Annotated in this window: 24 protein-coding genes; 9 read left to right on the top strand and 15 right to left on the bottom strand. The window is 57.3% G+C overall.

Annotated features, from left to right (window positions below):
- Positions 1–64: 64 nt before the first annotated feature.
- Complete coding sequence (locus Q0746_RS11280) at positions 65–835, top strand: FCD domain-containing protein (protein WP_298260295.1); 771 nt, start codon at positions 65–67, stop codon at positions 833–835.
- Here Q0746_RS11280 and Q0746_RS11275 read toward each other — a convergent pair.
- Together Q0746_RS11275 and Q0746_RS11270 are read right to left on the bottom strand one after the other, a co-directional pair.
- Positions 825–2,054: a mandelate racemase/muconate lactonizing enzyme family protein gene (locus Q0746_RS11275; protein WP_298260293.1), complete on the bottom strand. Its 1,230-nt coding sequence runs from the start codon at positions 2,052–2,054 to the stop codon at positions 825–827. The genes Q0746_RS11280 and Q0746_RS11275 overlap by 11 nt on opposite strands.
- Positions 2,051–3,139: a zinc-binding dehydrogenase gene (locus tag Q0746_RS11270; protein ID WP_298260291.1), complete on the bottom strand. Its 1,089-nt coding sequence runs from the start codon at positions 3,137–3,139 to the stop codon at positions 2,051–2,053. Before Q0746_RS11270 ends, Q0746_RS11275 begins: the two co-directional genes overlap by 4 nt.
- Before the next feature lie 134 nt (positions 3,140–3,273).
- Between Q0746_RS11270 and pcaD the strand changes: the two genes are divergently transcribed.
- Positions 3,274–4,059 carry a 3-oxoadipate enol-lactonase gene (gene pcaD, locus Q0746_RS11265; protein WP_298260289.1) on the top strand — a complete coding sequence of 262 codons (786 nt, stop codon included), beginning with the start codon at positions 3,274–3,276 and terminating at the stop codon, positions 4,057–4,059.
- A 39-nt stretch (positions 4,060–4,098) separates the two neighbouring features.
- Positions 4,099–5,316 carry a TCR/Tet family MFS transporter gene (locus Q0746_RS11260; RefSeq protein ID WP_298260287.1) on the top strand — a complete coding sequence of 406 codons (1,218 nt, stop codon included), beginning with the start codon at positions 4,099–4,101 and terminating at the stop codon, positions 5,314–5,316.
- Here the strand turns inward: Q0746_RS11260 and Q0746_RS11255 are convergent.
- The 8 genes from Q0746_RS11255 to fabA are packed head-to-tail and all read right to left on the bottom strand — an operon-like array spanning position 5,285 to position 12,398.
- Complete coding sequence (locus tag Q0746_RS11255) at positions 5,285–6,472, bottom strand: endonuclease/exonuclease/phosphatase family protein (protein ID WP_298260285.1); 1,188 nt, start codon at positions 6,470–6,472, stop codon at positions 5,285–5,287. The two genes, Q0746_RS11260 and Q0746_RS11255, sit on opposite strands and share 32 nt — an antisense overlap.
- The gene (locus Q0746_RS11250) at positions 6,469–7,449 is read right to left on the bottom strand and encodes a threonine/serine dehydratase (RefSeq protein WP_298260283.1); all 981 of its coding nucleotides are present in this window, start codon (positions 7,447–7,449) and stop codon (positions 6,469–6,471) included. The genes Q0746_RS11255 and Q0746_RS11250 overlap by 4 nt, the downstream gene beginning before the upstream one ends.
- Positions 7,446–8,267: an alpha/beta hydrolase gene (locus Q0746_RS11245; protein ID WP_298260281.1), complete on the bottom strand. Its 822-nt coding sequence runs from the start codon at positions 8,265–8,267 to the stop codon at positions 7,446–7,448. Before Q0746_RS11245 ends, Q0746_RS11250 begins: the two co-directional genes overlap by 4 nt.
- A complete protein-coding gene (locus tag Q0746_RS11240) occupies positions 8,264–8,950 on the bottom strand; it encodes a haloacid dehalogenase type II (RefSeq protein WP_298260279.1) in 687 nt (228 codons plus the stop codon). The genes Q0746_RS11245 and Q0746_RS11240 overlap by 4 nt, the downstream gene beginning before the upstream one ends.
- Positions 8,951–9,007: 57 nt before the next feature.
- Positions 9,008–9,790 (bottom strand): site-2 protease family protein, encoded by a 783-nt coding sequence (locus Q0746_RS11235; protein WP_298260277.1) that lies wholly within the window; start codon positions 9,788–9,790, stop codon positions 9,008–9,010.
- A gap of 55 nt (positions 9,791–9,845) precedes the next feature.
- The gene (locus Q0746_RS11230) at positions 9,846–10,634 is read right to left on the bottom strand and encodes an SDR family oxidoreductase (RefSeq protein WP_298260275.1); all 789 of its coding nucleotides are present in this window, start codon (positions 10,632–10,634) and stop codon (positions 9,846–9,848) included.
- Between the two features lie 3 nt (positions 10,635–10,637).
- Entirely contained in the window at positions 10,638–11,867 is a 1,230-nt protein-coding gene (gene fabB, locus Q0746_RS11225; RefSeq protein ID WP_298260272.1) for a beta-ketoacyl-ACP synthase I, read from the bottom strand.
- 21 nt (positions 11,868–11,888) lie between these two features.
- Positions 11,889–12,398: a bifunctional 3-hydroxydecanoyl-ACP dehydratase/trans-2-decenoyl-ACP isomerase gene (gene fabA, locus Q0746_RS11220; protein ID WP_298260270.1), complete on the bottom strand. Its 510-nt coding sequence runs from the start codon at positions 12,396–12,398 to the stop codon at positions 11,889–11,891.
- 159 nt (positions 12,399–12,557) lie between these two features.
- On the opposite strand from fabA, the gene irrA reads away from it, so the two are divergent.
- Genes irrA through Q0746_RS11190 form a run of 6 tightly spaced genes read left to right on the top strand, consistent with a single transcriptional unit; the run spans position 12,558 to position 16,260 of the window.
- The gene (gene irrA, locus Q0746_RS11215; RefSeq protein ID WP_298260268.1) at positions 12,558–12,974 is read left to right on the top strand and encodes an iron response transcriptional regulator IrrA; all 417 of its coding nucleotides are present in this window, start codon (positions 12,558–12,560) and stop codon (positions 12,972–12,974) included.
- 32 nt (positions 12,975–13,006) lie between these two features.
- Positions 13,007–13,678, top strand: coding sequence for a DUF1007 family protein (locus Q0746_RS11210; protein WP_298260266.1), 672 nt, complete (start codon positions 13,007–13,009; stop codon positions 13,676–13,678).
- The gene (locus tag Q0746_RS11205) at positions 13,663–14,625 is read left to right on the top strand and encodes a hypothetical protein (RefSeq protein ID WP_298260264.1); all 963 of its coding nucleotides are present in this window, start codon (positions 13,663–13,665) and stop codon (positions 14,623–14,625) included. The genes Q0746_RS11210 and Q0746_RS11205 overlap by 16 nt, the downstream gene beginning before the upstream one ends.
- 20 nt (positions 14,626–14,645) lie before the next feature.
- Positions 14,646–15,089: a protein-arginine deiminase family protein gene (locus Q0746_RS11200; protein WP_298260262.1), complete on the top strand. Its 444-nt coding sequence runs from the start codon at positions 14,646–14,648 to the stop codon at positions 15,087–15,089.
- A 55-nt stretch (positions 15,090–15,144) separates the two neighbouring features.
- Complete coding sequence (locus tag Q0746_RS11195) at positions 15,145–15,531, top strand: hypothetical protein (RefSeq protein ID WP_298260261.1); 387 nt, start codon at positions 15,145–15,147, stop codon at positions 15,529–15,531.
- Complete coding sequence (locus Q0746_RS11190) at positions 15,532–16,260, top strand: DUF4123 domain-containing protein (RefSeq protein ID WP_298260259.1); 729 nt, start codon at positions 15,532–15,534, stop codon at positions 16,258–16,260.
- Between the two features lie 305 nt (positions 16,261–16,565).
- On the opposite strand, the gene Q0746_RS11185 is transcribed toward Q0746_RS11190, so the two are convergent.
- The 5 genes from Q0746_RS11185 to Q0746_RS11165 all read right to left on the bottom strand — a co-directional run bounded on the left by Q0746_RS11185 (position 16,566) and on the right by Q0746_RS11165 (position 20,065).
- On the bottom strand, positions 16,566–16,775 hold the full coding sequence (locus Q0746_RS11185; protein WP_298260257.1) for a hypothetical protein: 210 nt from the start codon (positions 16,773–16,775) through the stop codon (positions 16,566–16,568).
- A 78-nt stretch (positions 16,776–16,853) separates the two neighbouring features.
- Positions 16,854–18,137 (bottom strand): HAMP domain-containing sensor histidine kinase, encoded by a 1,284-nt coding sequence (locus Q0746_RS11180; protein ID WP_298260255.1) that lies wholly within the window; start codon positions 18,135–18,137, stop codon positions 16,854–16,856.
- The gene (locus Q0746_RS11175) at positions 18,121–18,801 is read right to left on the bottom strand and encodes a response regulator transcription factor (protein WP_298260253.1); all 681 of its coding nucleotides are present in this window, start codon (positions 18,799–18,801) and stop codon (positions 18,121–18,123) included. Before Q0746_RS11175 ends, Q0746_RS11180 begins: the two co-directional genes overlap by 17 nt.
- An 87-nt stretch (positions 18,802–18,888) precedes the next feature.
- Positions 18,889–19,230 carry a PepSY domain-containing protein gene (locus Q0746_RS11170; protein WP_298260251.1) on the bottom strand — a complete coding sequence of 114 codons (342 nt, stop codon included), beginning with the start codon at positions 19,228–19,230 and terminating at the stop codon, positions 18,889–18,891.
- A gap of 277 nt (positions 19,231–19,507) precedes the next feature.
- Positions 19,508–20,065 (bottom strand): TetR/AcrR family transcriptional regulator, encoded by a 558-nt coding sequence (locus tag Q0746_RS11165; RefSeq protein ID WP_298260249.1) that lies wholly within the window; start codon positions 20,063–20,065, stop codon positions 19,508–19,510.
- Positions 20,066–20,110 lie beyond the last annotated feature (45 nt).

Below are 20,110 nucleotides of genomic sequence, written 5' to 3'. Positions count from 1 at the left end.
CCGTTTTTTGTTGTTTAACGCCCCCGCTGGTCATATGAATTTACCAATTCAGCAGGGTGACCAAATGCCGTTCAAGAAGATCGAAGCCGAAAAACTCTCGAGCGCTGTGGTGCGCCAAATCGAGCTATTGATCCTGCGCGGCATATTGAAACCCGGGGAGCGGTTGCCCTCCGAGCGTGAATTGGCCGATAAAATGGGAGTGTCCCGCCCGTCCTTGCGCGAAGCCGTGGCGAACCTGCAAGAGCGCGGGTTGCTGGCCACCAAAGCGGGTGCGGGTATTTATGTAGCCGAGGTCGTGGGGGCCGCCTTTTCAGACGCATTGGTGAAGCTTTTTGCAGGGCATGATGAGGCGGTGTTCGACTACATTTCCTTTCGCCGCGATCTTGAAGGCTTGGCCGCTGCGCGCGCAGCCCGTCTGGGCTCTGATACGGATCTAAAGGTTGTCGACACCATCTACCGCAAAATGGAAGCCGCACATACCAAACGCAACCCCGCCGAAGAAGCCCAGCTGGACGCCGAATTCCACCTCGCCATTATCGAGGCCAGCCACAACGTCATCATGTTGCATATGATGCGCGCGATGTTTCAAATGCTGCGCGAAGGGGTCTTCTACAACCGCAACATGATGTTCAAACAACGCACCACACGCGACACATTGCTAGAGCAACACCGCGCAATCAACACCGCACTTCTGGCGCGCGACGAAGCGGGCGCCCGCGCCGCCGTCGAGGCCCATTTGAACTATGTCGAGGCCAGCCTGATCGTTAGCAACAAAGAAGATCAAAACGAAGCCGTGGCCAAGCTGCGGCTGGAGCATGAAACCTCTAAGTCTTAAGCGGCGCCCCCCCAGCAAACGCATTGCCGTTTTGGTAGTCGCAAGGCTCTTCTTGCATTTGTAAGTGAAGGCCGGTCCCCGTGAACGGGTGAGCCGCCGCCAGTTCTTCATTCAAGATGATGCCCAATCCAGAGGTTTCAGGCGGCGTGATGTAGCCATTGTCGACGACAATCGCACCGCCGACCAAGTCGGAATGGAAATCAGTTTCGATTGTTTCACACATCAAAAGGTTCGGAATCGAAGTCGCCAAATGGATGTTCGCGGCCCATTCCACCGGCCCTGCGTATAAATGTGGTGCCATCTCGGCGTTGAACACCTCGGCCAGCCCCGCCAACTTCTTCGCCTCCCAAATCCCGCCTGCACGCCCAAGCGCCGGTTGCAGGATTTTCACCCCACCGCTGCGCAAAAGAGTGGCAAACTCCGCCTTCGTCGTCAGCCTTTCCCCCGCGGCAATCGGGATTCGCACCGCCCGCGCGACCTCGGCAAACTCCAGTGGGTTGTCGGGTGGCACAGGTTCCTCAAACCACAAAGGCGCATAGGGCTCGATGGCCTGCCCCAAGCGTATCGCGCCAGATGTGTTGAACTGCCCATGTGTCCCAAACAGCAAATCCGCGCGGTCGCCCACCGCATCACGGATCGCTTTGCAAAAAGCCACCGATAGGGAAATGTCGAACATCGCGGGCTGGTGTCCGGAATGAAGGGTATAGGGTCCGGCCGGATCAAACTTCACTGCCGTGTAGCCGCGTTCCACCGCATCCAACGCGGATTCCGCGGCCATATCCGGCGAGGTCCAGAACTCTGTCAGATCGTGATGAGGCAATGGATACAGGTAGGTATAGGCCCGAATGCGCGGGTTCATTTTCCCGCCAAGCAGTGCCCAAACCGGCCGGTCTCGTGCCTTGCCCAAGATATCCCAGCACGCCATTTCCAACCCCGAAAACGCGCCCATAACCGTCGGGTCGGGCCGTTGGGTAAACCCCGAAGAATAGACACGGCGAAACATCAGCTCGATGTTTTCGGGGTTCTCGCCTTCGATATGACGCGCAAAGACATCTTCGATCACCGCGCGCATCGCGTCAGGCCCCACCGCAGAAGCATAGACCTCACCGATGCCCTCAATGCCGCAAGCGGTGGTGAGTTTTACGAATATCCAATATTGACCGCCCCACCCAGGTGCAGGGGGGGAGGTCACGATTATTTTCAGGTCCTGCAGCTTCATTTGAACATTATCACATTACGCCGCGCCGCGCCGGAGCGCGTGTCGGCAATTGCCTCGTTTATCTGATCGAGACGCCAGCGACCCGACACCAGCTCATCAAGTTTCAGACGCCCCTGAGCATAAAGATCAACCAGCCACGGGATGTCACGTTTCAATACGACATCGCCCATCTTGGTGCCTTTCATGCCCTGCGCCAGCGCCCCGAAAATGACCGGTTCATAAGTCGCCTTGGCACCTGAATGCGGCATGCCGACCAGATACATGTTGCCGCCCGCCCCAAGAAACCGCGGGGCGTTTTCGAAGGCAGGGATGGCGCCAACGGTGACCATGACCGCATCCGCCATGCGCCCGCCCGTGATCTTGGCAACCTGCTCCCACGGCTTCGACTCCGTTGCCAGAACACCGTCTGTGGCCCCAAATTCTTTGGCCACATCCAATTTTTCCGGCACCATATCAATCGCAATAACGCGCGCCGCGCCAGAAATCGCCGCACCTTGGATAGCGTTCAACCCTACGCCGCCCGCCCCGATCACCACCACATTTTGACCCGGGCGCACTTTGGCTGTGTTCACCACCGCACCGACCCCTGTGACCACGCCGCATGACAACAAAGAGGCCGCGTCCATCGGGATGTCATCGGGGATGCGGGCAATCTGGCTTTGGTCGACCACCGCGCGCTCGGCGAAGGCCCCGCAGGCAAGACCATGTTCCAACACCCCCCCATCGGGCATCGACAAAGGGCCGGCCATGCGGTCGTAGGGCGTGGCGCATTGCGTGGGCACCCCAGAGGCGCAGGGTGTGCAGGTCGCGCATGACCGGATCAAGGTAACCAAGACCGCATCCCCGATCGACAACCCCGTGACCCCTGCCCCAAGTGCCGACACACGCCCAGCTGCCTCATGGCCGTACACCGCTGGCAAGTCCCCTCCCCAGCCGCCATCGATGAACGAAATATCCGAAAAGCAAATCGCGCAGGCCTCTAGATCGACCTCCACCTCGCCCGCTTGCGGGGCGCGAAGCTCCACGTTTTCGATGCTTAGGGGGGCGCCAAATTCATGGCACACAGCTGCTTTGATTTTGGTCATTCAGTAGCCCTCGCGGAATGTTACCCTTGAAGACAACCTCTGAAACCTTCATTCCGCAAGCATTCTTCGCGACAAACTGGGTCGTTACCGACATTAATTCGCGTTCCGCCACATCACCGAAGTGAGGAGAGCCCATGCAAATCGACCTTGGACATATCACCTTGAACGTTGTTGAAGACGGCCCCTCCGACGGGCGCCCTGTGGTGTTTGCCAATGCATTGGGCACCACGCTGGGACTTTGGGACAAGATCATTCCGCTGCTGCCCCAAACCCTGCGCCTCATTCGATACGACATGCGTGGGCATGGGGCGTCAGAGGTGCCGGACGCCCCATATTCCATGGGCATGTTGGTGCGCGATGCAGAGGCCTTGCTGGATCACCTGAACATTCGTGACTGCGTGTTTGTCGGACACTCCGTTGGGGGAATGATTGCGCAGGGGCTGGCCAAGAAACGAATGGATCAAATCCGCGCCATGGTGTTGTCGAACAGTGCCGCGAAAATGGGCTATGGCCCAATGTGGCAAGACCAGATCGCTGCCGTGAAAGCTGGTGGACTGGAGCCCATCGCCGACAGCGTCATGGAGAAGTGGTTTTCCCGGGCCTTTCTGAAGACTGAGGAGGCGGACCATTGGCGCGACATGCTGATCGGGACACCAGCGCAAGGGTATCAAGGCACCTGCGCAGCCATTGCCGGAACCGATTTTTACACGACCACCGCCTCGCTGACCCTCTCAACCCTTGTTATCGCCGGAAGTGAGGATGGCACCTCCCCTGCGGACCTGATCCGCGAGACCGCCGACTTGATCCGAGGCAGCCAGTTCGCGCTCATCCGCCGCGCGGGCCACCTGCCCTGCGTGGAGCAACCGGAGCAATTCGCAAAGCTATTGTCCCAGTTCTTTCGCGACATTGGCCATACGTAAACCTTGATAAACCCTGACGGCACGGTCATTCAGGTTAGTATGAAGCGAAATCTCCCCATCACGTTCATTTTGATCACCGTTCTGATCGACGCCATGGGCATCGGGCTGATCATGCCGGTCATGCCCGAATTGATCCAAGACGTGGGGCACACCGACATTTCGGGGGCGGCCCTTTGGGGCGGGATCTTATCCGCCGTATTTGCCCTGATGCAATTTGTGTTTTCTCCGACAATTGGCGGGCTGTCAGACCGCTTTGGTCGGCGGCCGGTTTTGCTGACCTCAAATGCGGTGATGGCCTTTGACTATGTTTTAATGGCGCTGGCTGGCACGATTTGGTTGCTGTTGATCGGGCGCATCATCGGCGGGATCACCGCCGCGACTCATGCAACAGCAAACGCCTTCATGGCGGATGTGTCCAAGCAGGACGAGAAGTCGAAGAATTTCGGCCTGATCGGAGCCGCGTTCGGCGTTGGGTTCGTGCTGGGACCGGTTATCGGCGGCCTGTTGGCCGAGTGGGGGCCGCGCGCCCCTTTCTGGGCCGCCGCCATTTTAGCCGGCGCAAATTTTGTGTTTGGCCTTATCGTCCTGCCGGAAACCGTGACCCCCGAAAAACGCCGCGCGTTCGAGTGGCGACGGGCCAACCCTGTGGGCGGGTTCAAAGCGATTTCTGCCCTGCCCCGCTTAGGCGCATTGCTGTCAGTCTATTTTTTCTACCAGATCGCCAATATGGTTTATCCGGCAGTTTGGGCCTATTATACCGCCGCCAGTTTCGGATGGTCCCCCAGCGTTATCGGCGCGTCTTTGGCCTTATACGGCGTGTCTATGGCGCTCACTCAAGCGGTACTGATCCGCTGGATCATCGCCAAGTTGGGGGAAGTCAAAACCGTTTTCTGGGGCTTGATCTACAACGCCCTGACCATGGCGATGATGGCCCTCACAACGGAGGGGTATATCTTGCTTTTGCTCACCCCGCTCGCGGCCTTCGGAGCGGTCGTTGGCCCCGCGCTGCAATCGGTGATGTCGGGCCAAGCCGCCGACAACCAGCAAGGCGAACTACTGGGGGTGATGTCGTCGATAAACGCGCTTGGCATGATTTTTGCCCCGCTGGTGTTCACCCGCGTGTTTTCCTATTTCACCGGCGATGCCGCGTTCCAATTCCCTGGGGCATCGTTTTTGTTGGCCATGGCCATTATGTTAATCGCATGGGGAACAGTGGCGCGGGCCTTCAGGCGTCCCAAAGCCGTAGATGTGCCATGATTTGCCCGTGATCCGAGGCCAGCTTGTTATACGGGGCTTCGGGATGTGAGCCGTCGGTCAAATGGTCATTGAACACCGAGAAATACGACATCTCCCCGATTTGATCTTTGCCACCGGTGAAATGGCGCGACAGCAGGATTTGATCGATGCTCTCGAACACGCCACCAAAGGCCGAGGTGTAGACCATGTCGCGCAGGGACTTGCGCACAAACAGCTTTTCGCAGCTTTCCAGTCGCACCGCTTCGATCTTGTCTTGGATGACCTCGTTTTCGGCATCCGTATAGCGATCGTTGGACTTCTTCGCGTCATGGCGCCGCATCCACGCATAGTTTTTGAACGGCCGTTCACCGGCAATAATCTCGGAGCTGACCGCATTTTCACTGTCATTGAAATCGCCTAGCACGATGACCGGATTGCCCGCGTTGATCTCTTCGACAATCAACTGGCGCAGCACCCATGCCTCGGCCATTCTGCGTGTCGCGGCGCGCAAAGCCCCAAGCGCCCGCCCCACGGGGTCATAGTTGACCAAATCCACCTCAGGAGCTTGACCGCCTTCGGGGTGCACAAATTCACCCAGCTTGGATTTGAGATGGCAGTTAAACACTGTCACCACCTGTTTTCCCACCGGAATGCGTGCTTTCAAAATCGGGCGAGACAAGCGGTCCAAGGTAAACGACCCACCGTTGCCCTCGCCCATCAAACCGAAAGGGATCACCAAATTCGGGTCGACATTCTGGATCACCTCGGGCTGTCCCACGAAGCCGTAGCGCGACAGGATCGCAAGGCCTGGGCGCCGCTGGCCTGGGCCGCCATCATTGGTATTGGGCGCGAAAGCTAAGGCTGCGTCCGAATAATCCGCATAGGCAAGTTTGCGAAAAATCGCCTTGCGCGCATAACGTTTGTTGCGATCGGGTACCGCGTCTTCGTTTGACGCTTTGCCACGCCGGTCGGCTTCGTCAATCACGTCTTGCAGCGGGGCTTTGTCGAAAATTTCTTGAAAACCCACGATGTCGGCATTCAGGGTAAACACCTGATCCGCAAGCCAATCTTCCTTCCACGCGTGTTCTTCGGGCGTGTATTTCTCGAACCGATAGTATTCTTGATCCGCGCCAATCAGGTTCTTCACGTTGAAGCTGGCAATAGTGAAATCGGTCATGCATCTTTCCCATATTTTGTAAGCGCCATTTGAAACACCTCTGCGTCGACGTTTCCGCCGGAGGCAATGGCGATGACGTCGTCGCCTTCTATTTGTGCGCCGTGATAGAGCGCCGCGGCCAATGCAATCGCACCGCCGGGTTCCAACACGATCTTTAACCGCGCGAAAGCCACGGCCATGGCGCGCAAACAGTCTTCTTCCGGCACCACAATGCCCGCGCCGCACAGGCGGTTCAGGATCGGGAAGGTCACATCGCCCGGTTGGGGCGTAATGATCGCGTCACAGATGGAGCCGGACAGGCTCGCGTTGCGCTTGATTTCGCCGGCTTCAAGGGAGCGGGTGACATCATCGAAATTCTCTGGCTCCACGGGGCGCACCCGCATCTGGGGTGCTTTGGCCTCTAACGCCAAGGCAATGCCAGAGGTCAGCCCACCGCCGCCGCAGCACACGAGAACCTCGGAGGCATTCGCGCCCACTTCTGCGGACTGATCCAGAATTTCCAATCCGATGGTCCCTTGGCCCGCAATCACAAGTGGTTCGTCAAACGGCTTGATGAGGGTCAGGCCGCGCTCGGTTGCAAGGCGGGTTCCTATTTCGTCGCGGTCCTCGGTTGCGCGATCATAAAGCACAACTTCCGCCCCCAAAGCGCGGGTGTTTTCGATCTTCATTTCAGGCGCATCCGCAGGCATCACGATCACTGCGGAAGTTTCATGTTCGCGCGCCGCCAGCGCCACGCCTTGCGCGTGATTGCCGGATGAAAACGCAATTACTCCCGCCTTCAAAGCACTATCCGTCAACGCAGAAACCGCAGACCATGCGCCGCGAAACTTGAACGATCCGGTGTGTTGCAAAGCTTCGGGTTTCACAAACACGCGCCGCCCCGCGATCTCGTCTATGAATGGTGACGACAACAAAGGGGTGCGCCGCGCGTGCCCTTTGATACGCCCCGCCGCGGCTTCGATCATCTCTAGGTTCATTTCATTTCCTCCACCCATGCCTTGATGGTGAGCAGAGATTCCGGCTCATCCAAGAAGGGCACATGCCCGCGATCCTGCACCTCGACCGACAGCATGTCAGGGCGGCGGCGCTCCATCTCGGCGGCGGTTTCGCGGGTCAGCAAATCCGAATTTGCCCCGCGGAGCAACGCCAAAGGCAGGCCGTCCAACGCATCGAAAAACGGCCACAGATCAGGGTTCAAATTTTGAGGACCCGACAGCACACTGTCGCGCAGCTTCGGGTCATAATTAATGTCCAACCCGTCGGGTTTCTCAACGTAGTGTTTATGCGCTTCCTCGCGCCAACGATCCTTGGGGATATTGGCAAATCCTGCCATCAACTTGGCACGTTGGGTCGTTGCGTCCTCAAATGTTTTGAAGCTGGGGCGGCGGCCAAGGTAGTCTTTTATCGCCTCCAAACCCGCCTGCGCGATGTCCGGCCCGATGTCATTCAAGCAAACCCCCAACAGGCGATCTTTCACAGTCGCCGCCAACCCCATGGCAATGATCCCTCCACGAGAGGTGCCCAAAATCGCCGCCTTTTCAACGCGCAAGTGGTCCAGCAAAGCAAGGGCGTCCATGCCTTCTTGGGGTATCGTGTAGGTCGAGGGATCGGCCCAATCCGACTGCCCGCGGCCACGGTAATCCATGCGGATCAAACGCACGCCATCCAGATGCGGCGCGACGTAATCAAAGTCGGTCGCATTGCGGGTCAGGCCAGCCAGACACAGGATCGGCAGCCCCTCCCCCTCATCGGTGAAATGCAAGGACGTGCCATCGGCGGTGGTAAATTTGCTCATAGGGAGGCGACCAATTTTGGAATGGTTGTGAGATCGTTCAAGATATGCGCGGGCGTCCACGGCAGGCGGTCCACCGGCTCGTTGGCGCGGTTAACCCACGCCGTCGTGAAACCGTAGCCCGTGGCGCAGCCCGCATCCCACCCGTTGGAAGACACAAATAGGACCTCTTCCTTGGCGCAGCCGAAACGCTTGCCAACAAGATCGTAAACCGAGGCATGAGGTTTAAAAACGCCTACGTCTTCTACTGACAAGATATCGTCCAGCGTGCCGCTGATCCCCGCCGAGGTCGCGGCCCCATCCAACATGTCGGGCGATCCGTTGGACAAGATTGCTGTGTTCATTCCCGCAGCCTTCAGCTGGGCCAACATGGCGGGGACCTCTTTGTAGGCGCGGAGTTCCCAGTAAAGGGCAAGAAGCCGCTCGCGCAGCTCCAAGCTGTCCAGACCATTGGCCTCCATCGCCCAGTCCAAACCGTGCTGCGTCACATCCCAAAAATCCGCGTGATCGCCTGTCACCGCGCGCAGCCAAGTATATTGCAACTGCTTGCTGCGCCAGTCGGCCGCCAGTTTTTGCCAACAGGCGGCCAAGGCATCTCGCCCGGGTTCGTCGGCCGCAAGACGGGCCGCCGCCGCGACGTCAAACAACGTTCCATATGCATCAAAAACACAAGTGGTGATCGGCATTCAAAGTCCTCCGGTTGCTCAGCCCAGCTTTGCACAGCCCGCCACAGAGGAAAACGCCTAAAGGAAGCGCACCAGCATTGTGTAGCCCCCCAAGAGATGAGCGCCTGCCGTAAACAGATAGGCCGACAGGGCCAACAGGCCTTGCATCTTGGTCATCTGACGCCTTTGCGCCCATGCCTGAGACCAACTAAAGAGCGATTGCGCCCCCAGTATTGCGAATAAAAACAGCGCCATAGATTGCATTGCCACGGCTGCGGCCGCCATCGCGGCACTCATGATCATCGTCACAACATTTGTCGCTCCGGGCGCAAAGGTATCCGTCAGAATGCGCAAACAGCGCCCACCATCAAGCGGCCAGAACGGCAAAAGATTGAAGAAATTCAACGCGGCTGTGACCAAGGCAAATGTCCACAAAAATTCTGCCGCTGCGGGGGACACCGGCTGCACAACATCCGCCAGCGCATAGGCGAACGCCATTGGCGCGAGGCATATCCCTGGCCCCATCAAGGTGATGAAAAAGTCGTGCGCTTGGCTTTCCGGCGCTTTGTCTGAAATCGCCACGCCACCCATAAGCGGGATCAAACGGAACCTTGCGTCGTCATGGCCTGCGATCCGAAACGCGGCGACATGTCCAAATTCATGGATCATCACCGAAATCACAATCGCCACCCCGTAGAGAGGCCCAAAGTACCAAGCTGCCGCGACGAACGCGAGCACCCCCATGCCCAACCCCTGCACATCCATCCCGACAATGGTGAAACCATTTGCCGACGCCAGCCCGCCGCGCAAAACATAGAGCATCAGCACACAAAGAACGGCGGCGGAAAGCAAGGTTAGCATGTCAGTCTCACATTGACTTGGCCGCAGGATAGAACGCCAAAGTAGCGTCGGTTTCCTACAGGTTTTCCGGCTGCGGCATCCCAAGCACGTGATAGCCACCATCGACGCGAATGATCTCGCCGGTGGTGCAATTGCCGTGGTCGCTGGCAAGGTAGACAGCCGTGCCGCCCACCGCATCCAGCGTGGCATTCGCGCGCATCGGGGAATTCGCCTCGGTCTGGCGGAACGTCTTGCGCGCGCCGCCAATGGCTGCACCTGCCAATGTCTTCATCGGGCCCGGGGAGATAGCATTCACCCGAATGCCGTCTGGCCCCAGATCGTTTGCCAAGTAACGCACGGTTGATTCCAACGCGGCCTTGGCCACGCCCATGACGTTGTAATAGGGCGTCACGCGGTTGGAGCCTTGGTAGGTCATCGTCAGCAATGTGCCGCCGTCTTTCATCAACGGTGCCGCACGGCGGGCCACGTCGATCAGCGAGTAGCAGCTGATGGTCATGGAGTTCTTGAAGTTGTCGCGCGAGGTGTTGATGAAACGCCCCGTCAGTTCGTTCTTGTCGGAAAATGCGATGGCGTGAACCACGAAATCGAGGCTGCCCCACTTGTCTTCCAGCGTTTTGAAACAAGCGTCCAGAGATGCGTCGTCGGTGACGTCCACATCAACCAAGATGTCGGAGCCCAGCGACGCCGCCAGCGGCTCTACACGTTTGCCAAATGCATCCCCTTGGTAGGAAAACGCCAGCTCGGCACCTTCTGCGGCCATGGCTTTCGCGATGCCCCAAGCGATAGAGCGTTCATTCGCGACGCCCATAATAAGGCCGCGCTTGCCCTTCATCAGGTCAGACATAAATTAATCCTTAAACTTAGAAAGCATCATGGAACCGTTGGTGCCACCGAACCCGAAAGAGTTCGTCATAACGGTATCCAACCCCGCGTTTTCGACCAACGTTGTGGCAATTTCATTTGCGTTGAGCGCGGGATCCAGCGTTTCCACATTGATCGACGGTGTGATGAAATCATCTTTCAGCATCAGCAGGCAATAGATCGCTTCTTGCGCACCGGTCGCCCCTTGGGAGTGACCTGTCATGGACTTGGTAGAGCTGATCGGAGGGGTGGAGCCCTCGCCAAACACGCGGCGCACGGCTTCGACTTCGCCCACATCCCCAACAGGCGTAGACGTACCATGTGCGTTGATGTAGCTGACGTTGCGCCCTTCTGGAATGGTGCTCATGGCTAGACGCATCGCGCGCTCGCCGCCTTCGCCCGATGGGGCCACCATGTCGGCCCCGTCTGACGTGGCCCCGAAACCGGTGACCTCCGCGTAGATTTTTGCCCCGCGTGCCTTGGCGTGCTCCAGATCCTCCAGCACCACCATGCCGCCGCCGCCTGCGATCACAAAGCCGTCGCGGTTGGCGTCAAAGGCGCGGGACGCGAGTGTCGGCGTGTCGTTATACTTGGAGGACATAGCCCCCATCGCGTCGAACAGGCAGGACAGCGTCCAATCGAGTTCCTCGCCGCCACCGGCGAACATGACGTCTTGCTTGCCCATCATGATCTGCTCGGATGCGGCCCCGATGCAGTGCAACGAGGTCGAACAAGCCGAGGTGATCGAGTAGTTGATCCCCTTGATCTGATAGGCTGTCGCCAAGTTGGCGGAAATCGTAGAGCCCATGCATTTGGGCACGGCAAATGGCCCGATGCGTTTGGTAGCACCCGTTTTTAGCACCGATTGGTGCGCCGTAAACATGGCCGATGTGGATGGCCCGCCCGATCCGGCGATCAGCCCCGTGCGCGGGTTAACGATATCGCTTTCTTCAAGGCCCGCATCGGCAATCGCTTGCTCCATCGCGATATGGGCATAAGCCGCCCCCGGCCCCATGAAGCGCAGGCGGCGCTTGTCGACATGTTCGGTCACGTCAATCTTCAACGTACCGGCAATCTGACTACGGAACCCGTGCTCGGCCATCACCTCGGAGGCAACGATGCCGGATGTGCCAGCCTTCAAAGCGGCAGTAACTTCTTCGGCGCTATTGCCGATGGGGGATACGATCCCCAAACCTGTGACGACGACGCGACGCATGGGCGTGCTCCTCTTTGGGATTTAGCTCTCTGAAAGAGCGACTTTCATGTCTTTTACTTCGTAGATGACTTCGCCATCGGCTTCCACGATGCCATCTGCCACGCCCATCGTCAGGCGGCGGGTTTGGATCGCCTTAGTGAAGTCGATTTTGTAAGTCAGCATCTTGCGGTCAGGGCGCACCATGCCTTTCAGCTTCACTTCGCCCACACCCAGCGCATAGCCACGGCCTTGCCAGCCGCGCCAGCCAAGGTTGAAGCCGGTCAGCTGCCACAGGCCATCAAGGCCAAGGCAGCCGGGCATAATCGGGTTGCCTGGAAAGTGGCAGTCGAAGAACCACAGCTCGGGTGTGATGTCGAATTCGGCGAGGATGTGACCTTTGCCATGTGCGCCGCCATCACTTGATACTTCAGTGATGCGATCCATCATCAGCATAGGCGGGGCTGGAAGCTGCGCATTGCCTACGCCGAACAGCTCGCCGCGCGCGCATTTCAAAAGTGCGTCTTTGTCAAAGCTCGTTGGGTAATCGCTCATGCCACCCTGCCCCCATATCTCGTATTGTTTCCTAATGTTACACCTAGCATTGGCGCTTTATCGCGTGCAAGGGCCGCCATTGGGCACTTGCGACTGATTTTCATTTGAAACATGGGGGGTGCAGGCTCTATATGTAAGGCAAGCAAAGGAATTTGACATATGTTGTCGATTGGGACCAAACGTGGAACGGAATGGTTGGCGGGTGCAGGCTTGCGCCCGACGCGTCAGCGCGTGGCTCTGGCCGAGCTGCTTGTGGGCGATGGCCAGCACCGTCATATCACCGCTGAAAGCCTGCATGCTGCGGCAACGGACCACACCGATGGTGTATCATTGGCCACGGTCTACAACACCCTCAAGGCCTTCTCGGAAGCGGGCTTGATCCGCGAAGTTATGGTCGATGGCACAAAAAGCTACTTTGACACACGCGTTGACGATCACCCGCATTTCTTCTGGGAAGACGACGGCCTGTTGACCGACGCCCCGAAGGAACAGCTTGAGATCGCCACGCTGCCAGAAGCCCCCGAGGGCACCGAGATCGCCAAAGTTGACGTCGTGATCCGGCTGCGCCGAACCTGAAGCGCCCTATTTCTCTTGCGGGAACCCATATAATGCTGAACGCTAAAACTGGTCTGGCCGTCACGCTTGCAGCCATGTTGGCCACCACCCCTAAAGCCGTCACCGCCCATCCGCATGTCTTTATAGACACAGGCCTAGAGGTCATTTTCGACGATCAAGGGCGGATGACCCATGTGAAGGTCACATGGCAATATGACGACCTGTATTCGCTGCTGTTGGCCGAGGATTACAAAGTTGATGCTGATGGCGATGGCGCGCTAACCGATCAAGAGCGCGAAGACCTAACTGGATTTGATGCGAATTGGGTGCAGGGATATGCGGGGGATTTGGAAGTCGTGCTGGACGGGCAAGTGCTAAAGCTGTCACGTCCAATAGACCCGACCGCCGATATGATAAAGGGGCGCTTGATCTCGTCGCATCTGCGCGAGGTGTCCGGCTCTCCGAAGTTGTCGGGTGATCCCGTCTCCTTGAAGGCCTTCGACCCGTCATATTACACCGCCTATGATGTGACCCTTCCGGTCACCATCAAGGGGCGTGACGACTGCGATATATTGCGGATCGAGCCGGATATCGAAGGTCAGCTGGCCCTGATGCAAGCTCAATTGCTGAGCTTGGACGCAAATGCGGATTTGGAAGAAAACGACATCCCGCTCATCGGGGGTGAATTCGCCACCGACATTCGCATCACATGCCCCGCCTTGTAGTCCTCTTTCCTGTCGCGGGCGCCATTGCCGCCTTGCTGTGGCTTTGGGGCAGTGGGGGTTTTGACAGCCTCGCGGCTTGGGCCGCAGGGGAGCAACGGGATTTCCAAAATCAGATCGCCCGCGCATTGCGCGCGATAAGAAGCGGTGATGTGGGGGCCTTTGGCCTTCTGCTGTCCCTTTGCTTTGCCTATGGCTTTTTTCATGCCATTGGCCCAGGTCACGGCAAGGTTTTGATCGGCGGCTACGGGCTGGGGCGCAAAATTCCGTGGATGAAACTTTCGTTGATCTCTTTGGTGTCCAGCCTTGCGCAGGCCGTGACCGCCGTTGTTTTGGTCTATGCTGGGGTCATGTTGTTTGAACTTAGCCGTCCCCAGATGGTTGGGGCCGCCGAGAACTACATGGCGCCCTTCAGCTATGGCGCCATTGGGCTTATCGGCGGCTGGCTTGTCATCCGAGCGGTGCGAAAGTTCATAAAACAACGACAAACACATACCCATTCACACGACCACGACCACGACCACGACCACGACCACGACCACGACCACGACCACGACCACGACCACGACCACGACCACGGAACCTGTTCAGAGTGCGGACACAAGCATGGTCCCAGCATGGACGACGTCGAGAACACGACCTCGCTGCGTGATGCGTTCGTGCTGATCGGTGGAATTGCCATACGCCCCTGCACCGGCGCTTTGTTCGTGCTGATTGTCACTTGGCAAATGGGAATTGCGATGGCTGGCATTGCCGGAGCCTTTGCAATGGCTCTTGGAACCGCAGTTGTAACAATAGGCGTCGGGGTTGCCGCCGTGACCATGCGCGCGGGCGTGTTGGGGTCATTCGCATCCTCCCGTGTGGCTCAACAGATCGTGCCGATGATCGAACTTATTGCGGGAATGCTTATCTTGATCATCGCCTCAGGACTATTGTTCCGCGCATTGTAACTTTCGCACGACCATGGGTCATGAATGGTTGGGCTTATGCAGGCTCGGCCTTTCACTTCAGCGCCATGAAGTCGGAGGCGTGGTTGCCCACACCGAAACCGCCCGCCTTCGCGTGGCCAGACATGGCACTCAACATCTTGCAAGCCGTCAGGCTCTTTCTGGCAGATAGCGACTTGGTCTGCTTTCAAGGCAGAGTTCAATCGGTGCTGAACGCCCAAAAGGCGCCGTTAGAATCCGAGTTAGGCCTGAGGGATAGCGATTTTATTCACGTCACCAAACAAACCGCAAACTTTGGGCTGCATTGCCCTAACCCCGGATCCGTTAACATGCTGGTTGTAACGAAGCCTGGACGAAAGGCTGATCGAATCATTCCCAAGCCGTTCGGCCCTGTCGTCGGCGCGCCGGAAGTACAAGTGCATTTCAAACCGCGATTGACGGGGCGTTTGCTTCGAATTCCGACGTGACCCTGCACTACGTCGACTGCTTTTTGACCTACCGCTGGATGCAAGGTGAAATACATTGTGGCACCAACTTAAAGCGCAAACCTCCCAGCACGAAATGGTGGCAGGGTTGTCACCGGTGCACAATGAATACAGACGTAAAACCATGACCGAATGGCGCCGAGATGTGCTGCCCTATGCATGGGAAGATATTCTGAAATTCGAAAAAACGAAGCCGCAGTGGAAAATCGATAACAGCATCTTCATCATCCGCGCTTATCCCCATAGGGACTCGGTCGATCCTCTTCTCATTGCGATGCACCTCAAAAGCGATCGCGAAGCCGTCTCATACGCCGCCACCCTTCGCGATATGCCAAAAGGAGCGCTCGAAGAACGGCTGGAAGAGGAAGGAAGGTTCTATACCTTCGTGAAGCCGCAATTGCGCAAGGCGCTTCGAGGCCGGTAAATGACGAACGCTACATGTTTGCAAATCGATATGCTGGAGGTCTCAAAACCGCCGGCACAAAAAGGCGTGGCGTTTTGGGATCGGCAGTGGATCGATCCAGAGCTGTTTCAGCTTCTTTTCGGGGGCAGCGCGGAACACACTTATCTGGTTGTCGACGCCCACTTAAGGCAATCCATCACCAAAGTGTTCGACCTTGATACGCTCAACCTGCCAACCCGCTGTCTTTTCAAAGGCGACGCGGAGGAGCAATTCGCACAAAGCGCACCCTTTCTGATCGAGTTAACCTTGCCCGCGGATCGGGTTTCGCCGTTTCACCGATCTTTCTTTACCGACCACTGGGACGCTGGCACGGGCATCCTGTTGCGTTCCGACGCACCTATGGACGTCATCTGGACCCACCTGCGCAAGTTCATTCGCTCGACCAGTGAACACAGCCCTGATCGCTTTTTCCGGTTCTGGGAAACCAACGCGACGAGAGACTACTTCGAAGCTATCGCCTTGGTGCCGTCACGCTGCAAGGACCTGTTTGAACTGAAATCTGGCCATTGGGTGTCAATGATCATTAGTCACGCGAACATCACCGGCGACACTGTGAAAATCGCTCCAATTCGGGCTGAAATCCAGAACGCAACAATTCAAAGCCGTCCTTATCGATCTCGCAGACGCTTGGGCGGCACGCATGGAAAACGAGGCCAAAGGCAATTCGCAGCCTTCGTTTCAAGCTTATGAGACCACTCATATAACGTCAGAGCGGACACCGATGAAGCAGGGGTAGATCGGGCCGGCGCCGAGTTTGACCTCCACCCCGACCCGTCGTTTTCCCCTGCCCGTTTTCGGATCACCCGTCATGGCAGGACGCCTAGTGCCGCATTGATGGGTCAAGGCCTCATGTGTTGGTCGAGCCAACAATTCAGGCAGGGTGATTTCTAACTGTTGATGTGATGAAATCCACGAGAGCCCCGTTACCTTTCATTGGAAGCCCCGGTTTGGGGATCGCTCTATCGTGGCTCGAACGCGCATTGGAAAGCAGCCATTCAAGCGGTGACTTCGGCGTCCAGCTCAGCTTCGTCGGGCTCGGCCGCTGGAGCGAAGGGCGCGGCAAGAAGGGCGACGCCAATGGCGATGAAGGCAAAGAACGCGAGCAATGCGATCATGGCAAAGCCGAGACCCGCCATAGCAACCGCCGCTGCAAACAGAACCGCGCCAGAGATTGCGGTGGTAACTTTGTTGATGAGGGTTTTCATTTTGGTCTCTCCAGTTTCATTTTTTGTTTCGATGAAACTGTTATGGGCATCTGATTTTACGCGCGCCTGACGCTAACCTTACAAATTTGCAAAGTTCAGCGTGACCCTCAGCCCGCTTGGCTGGTGCTTTGAAAGTTCCAGCCGGGCGCTATGCCGGTCTGCCACTGCGCGTACCAAGGCAAGGCCAAGGCCGGAACCATCCCGCGTGCGAGCGGCATCAAGGCGCACCATTGGTTTGATGATTTCCGAATATTGCGCTGGATCAACACCGGCCCCATTGTCCGCCACCCCGAAGGAGCGGCCCGCGGCAAACAAGGTGATCTGCGCGCCGCCATGGACAAGGGCGTTTTGAATCAAGTTGGCAATGGCCTGAAACAGCATTTTCCGATCGGCCTGCACCTGACCGGCGTCAACCAAATCAAGCGTAAGGGACTTCCCATCATCCTCAACAACGGGGCCGAAAATCTCTGCGACGTCTTCGAGCAGTTCAGCGACGTCGACGGTTTCAAACCCGTCCGTTCCTTGTGCGGCCTCAATCCGTGCCACGCGCATAATCGTGTCAAAGATGTCCGACAAACGGCTCGCCTCTTCGAGAGCGGCACCACGCGCATCGCCTTTGGGCAGCATCTCTAGCTGCGCTCGCAATCTGGCCAAAGGCGTTCGCAAATCATGCGCAATACTCGCGCTAAGATGGCGGGTTTGGGTCACGAGGCGTTCCAGCTCTGCCGCGGTCACATCCAACTGTCGCGCCACATCGTCCAAATCGTCCTTGGGTCGTAGGTGGCCAGTCCGCGCCGCTAAATCGCCCGCCGCCAAAAGCCCGAGAGTATCACCAATGCGCGATAGGCGCCGTTGCGCCAGAAGTCCGGTGATCAGGCCGACGACAAGCGTTAAAGCCACCACAATAGCCGCTGTGATCCAGAGAAAACCGGCAAGGAGCGCTTGTGTTTCTTCCGTGTCTTCCAAGGAAACAGCAACCAATACAGACGTGCCTTCACTATCCTCCGTAACCAAGACGCGCCAGACTTCCGAGCCGCGAAACTCTCGTTCCAAATGCACCGTTCCGCCACCGCGTTGCACAGAGCGCTGAAACCGCTTTGGCAGTCCTCGAAGATCATCTGTCGACCGCAATATCATGCCCGGCCTGTCTTCGGTCATGTCTTCCAGTTCCGTCGCGCCAGCCAATGCCGAAAGCGACGCATCTACCCGCCGTTCATTGGCATCTTCTCCCAATGTCAGCGCAACAAAGATCGCAATTGCAAAACCGATGGCAAAAATGGCGGACAACATCAAAGCCAGCCGCAGGGTGGATGACCGCAGCAACCAACGCAGTTTGCCAAGTAGTTTAAGTGCCAAAGACATAGCCCTCGCCCCTGCGCGTGCGCAGCAGTTGATCATCAAAAGGTTTGTCGATTTTTGAACGTAGGCGGCTGATATGGGTTTCTACGACGCTTGTTGTGGGATCAAAGCTCATGTCCCAAACCTGCTCCAGCAACATTGTGCGCGTCACGAGCCGCCCGGGTCGGCGCATGAAATATTCCAGCAGCTTGAATTCCTTTGCCATCAGGTCAATCGCCGTGCCTTGCCGGTCGCATTGACGCGACAGCAAATCAAGCGTGAGGTCGCCGTACCGCAGCACCGTTTGCTCCTGCTCCATCTGCGCCCCGTCCCGACGGCGCCCCAAAGCGCTGACCCGAGCAGAGAGTTCGACAAAGGCAAACGGCTTCGTCAGGTAATCATCGCCGCCAGCTTCAAACCCTTCCACCCGCGCATCCACTTCACCAAGCGCCGTCAGGAACAAGGCAGGCGTGGTGTCCTTGGATGCCCGTAGTGACTTCAGCACCGCCAGACCATCTAGGCCCGGCACCATGCGATCAAGGATCAAGAGATCAAACTCCTGCCCCATGGCCGCGATCAGGGCGTCCTTTCCATCCTCAAAATGGTCGACGACATGGCCTTCCTCGCGCAATCCGCCGGCGATCCATGGTCCAAGTTGCTTGTCATCTTCCAAAAGCAAAATGCGCATGATGATCCTTCAGCTACGGCAAACGACAATAGGTTGCCGTGACCGGCAACCTACAGGGAACATATGAGATTTCAAAGGCGATCTGCCTTAGGCGTCTTCACCGTCGTCGTCATTTTCATGATCGTCATCGTCGCAGTCTTTGCCTTCTGCTTTGACCCTCAGGATCTCACCGTCATCGGCGGCGATCTTAAGCTCCATCTCGGTGCCATCTTCGGCGACAACTTCGACCTCATAATAGGTGTTGTTGCGGCGCTCTTCCAATTCGACCTCTGTGACTTCGCCCGGCACTTCCATGAGTGCGATTTCGATGATCTGTTCTTCAGTCAGATTGGTTTGTTCTGCGGCGGTTTGCGCTGACACCATCGAGGCGATTCCGCCAACTGCGATGAGACCAGAAAGAGCGCCGGCTTTAACAAGGTTCGTATTCATAGTGTTTCTCCATTTCTTTTGTTGCTGGCGGCGTGATGCCGCCCGATGAAACAGAAATGGGGGGGCCAGATCACATTGTCCCAACACCAAACTTACAATTCTGTAAGGTCTGCATTGAAGACCTGTTATCCACCGCAGTTGCCGACATTGACGAAGAATACCCCGTTCTTGTTGGCAACGAGAACTTGCGGGTTTTCACATTCATAACCCTTTGCCGAACAAGGAAATTTCCCAAACTCTGGGGGCTGCCAAACGTGGCCTGCAAAAGAAGATACACTCACGTAAGCTTGCTGATCGTAGCGGCAGTTTTTTCAAGAATGGACTTTGATTGCGTTTCATCGCCGGTCAGTCTTGCAAGTGTGACCGCCCCAACAAGGAGGGCGAGGCGCGCGTATCCAGACTGATCGGTCGCATCCGCCTCCAGCAGCTCCGCTACGCGGTCAATCGCGTTGGCGGTGTCTTGTTTCACCGGACCCTCACTGCGCGCAAGTTCTGAGCCGAGAGCCGCGATCGGGCAGCCGATGTTGCGGTTTTCGACGTGGTTCTGCGAGAGGTATTTGGCGATATAGTCGGCCCGAGCAGCTGCGCGGGCTGCACCGTCAGCGCCCTGCTCCATGTCCGCAACCGCGTCATCTACAGCCGCGTCAAATGCTGCACTAACCATTTCATCTTTGCCTGAGAAGTGACGATAGAACCCTCCGTGGGTCATCCCAGCAGCTTTCATGACTTCAGCAACGCTGGTGGTTTCAATCCCTTTTTCACGAAACAGACCGGCCGCCGCCTCGAGTATTCGTTTGTGAGATTTCTGTTTTTCGGCGTCGGACACTCTGGGCATGGCGATCTCAAACTTCGGGGTTGACAGTTAAGATGGTATCTATCA

Origin of the sequence: uncultured Litoreibacter sp., assembly GCF_947487515.1 — a bacterium.
Lineage (GTDB): Bacteria > Pseudomonadota > Alphaproteobacteria > Rhodobacterales > Rhodobacteraceae > Litoreibacter.
The sequence above is the reverse complement of the archived record's forward strand: the minus strand, read 5'-3'. Positions and strand labels throughout refer to the sequence as shown.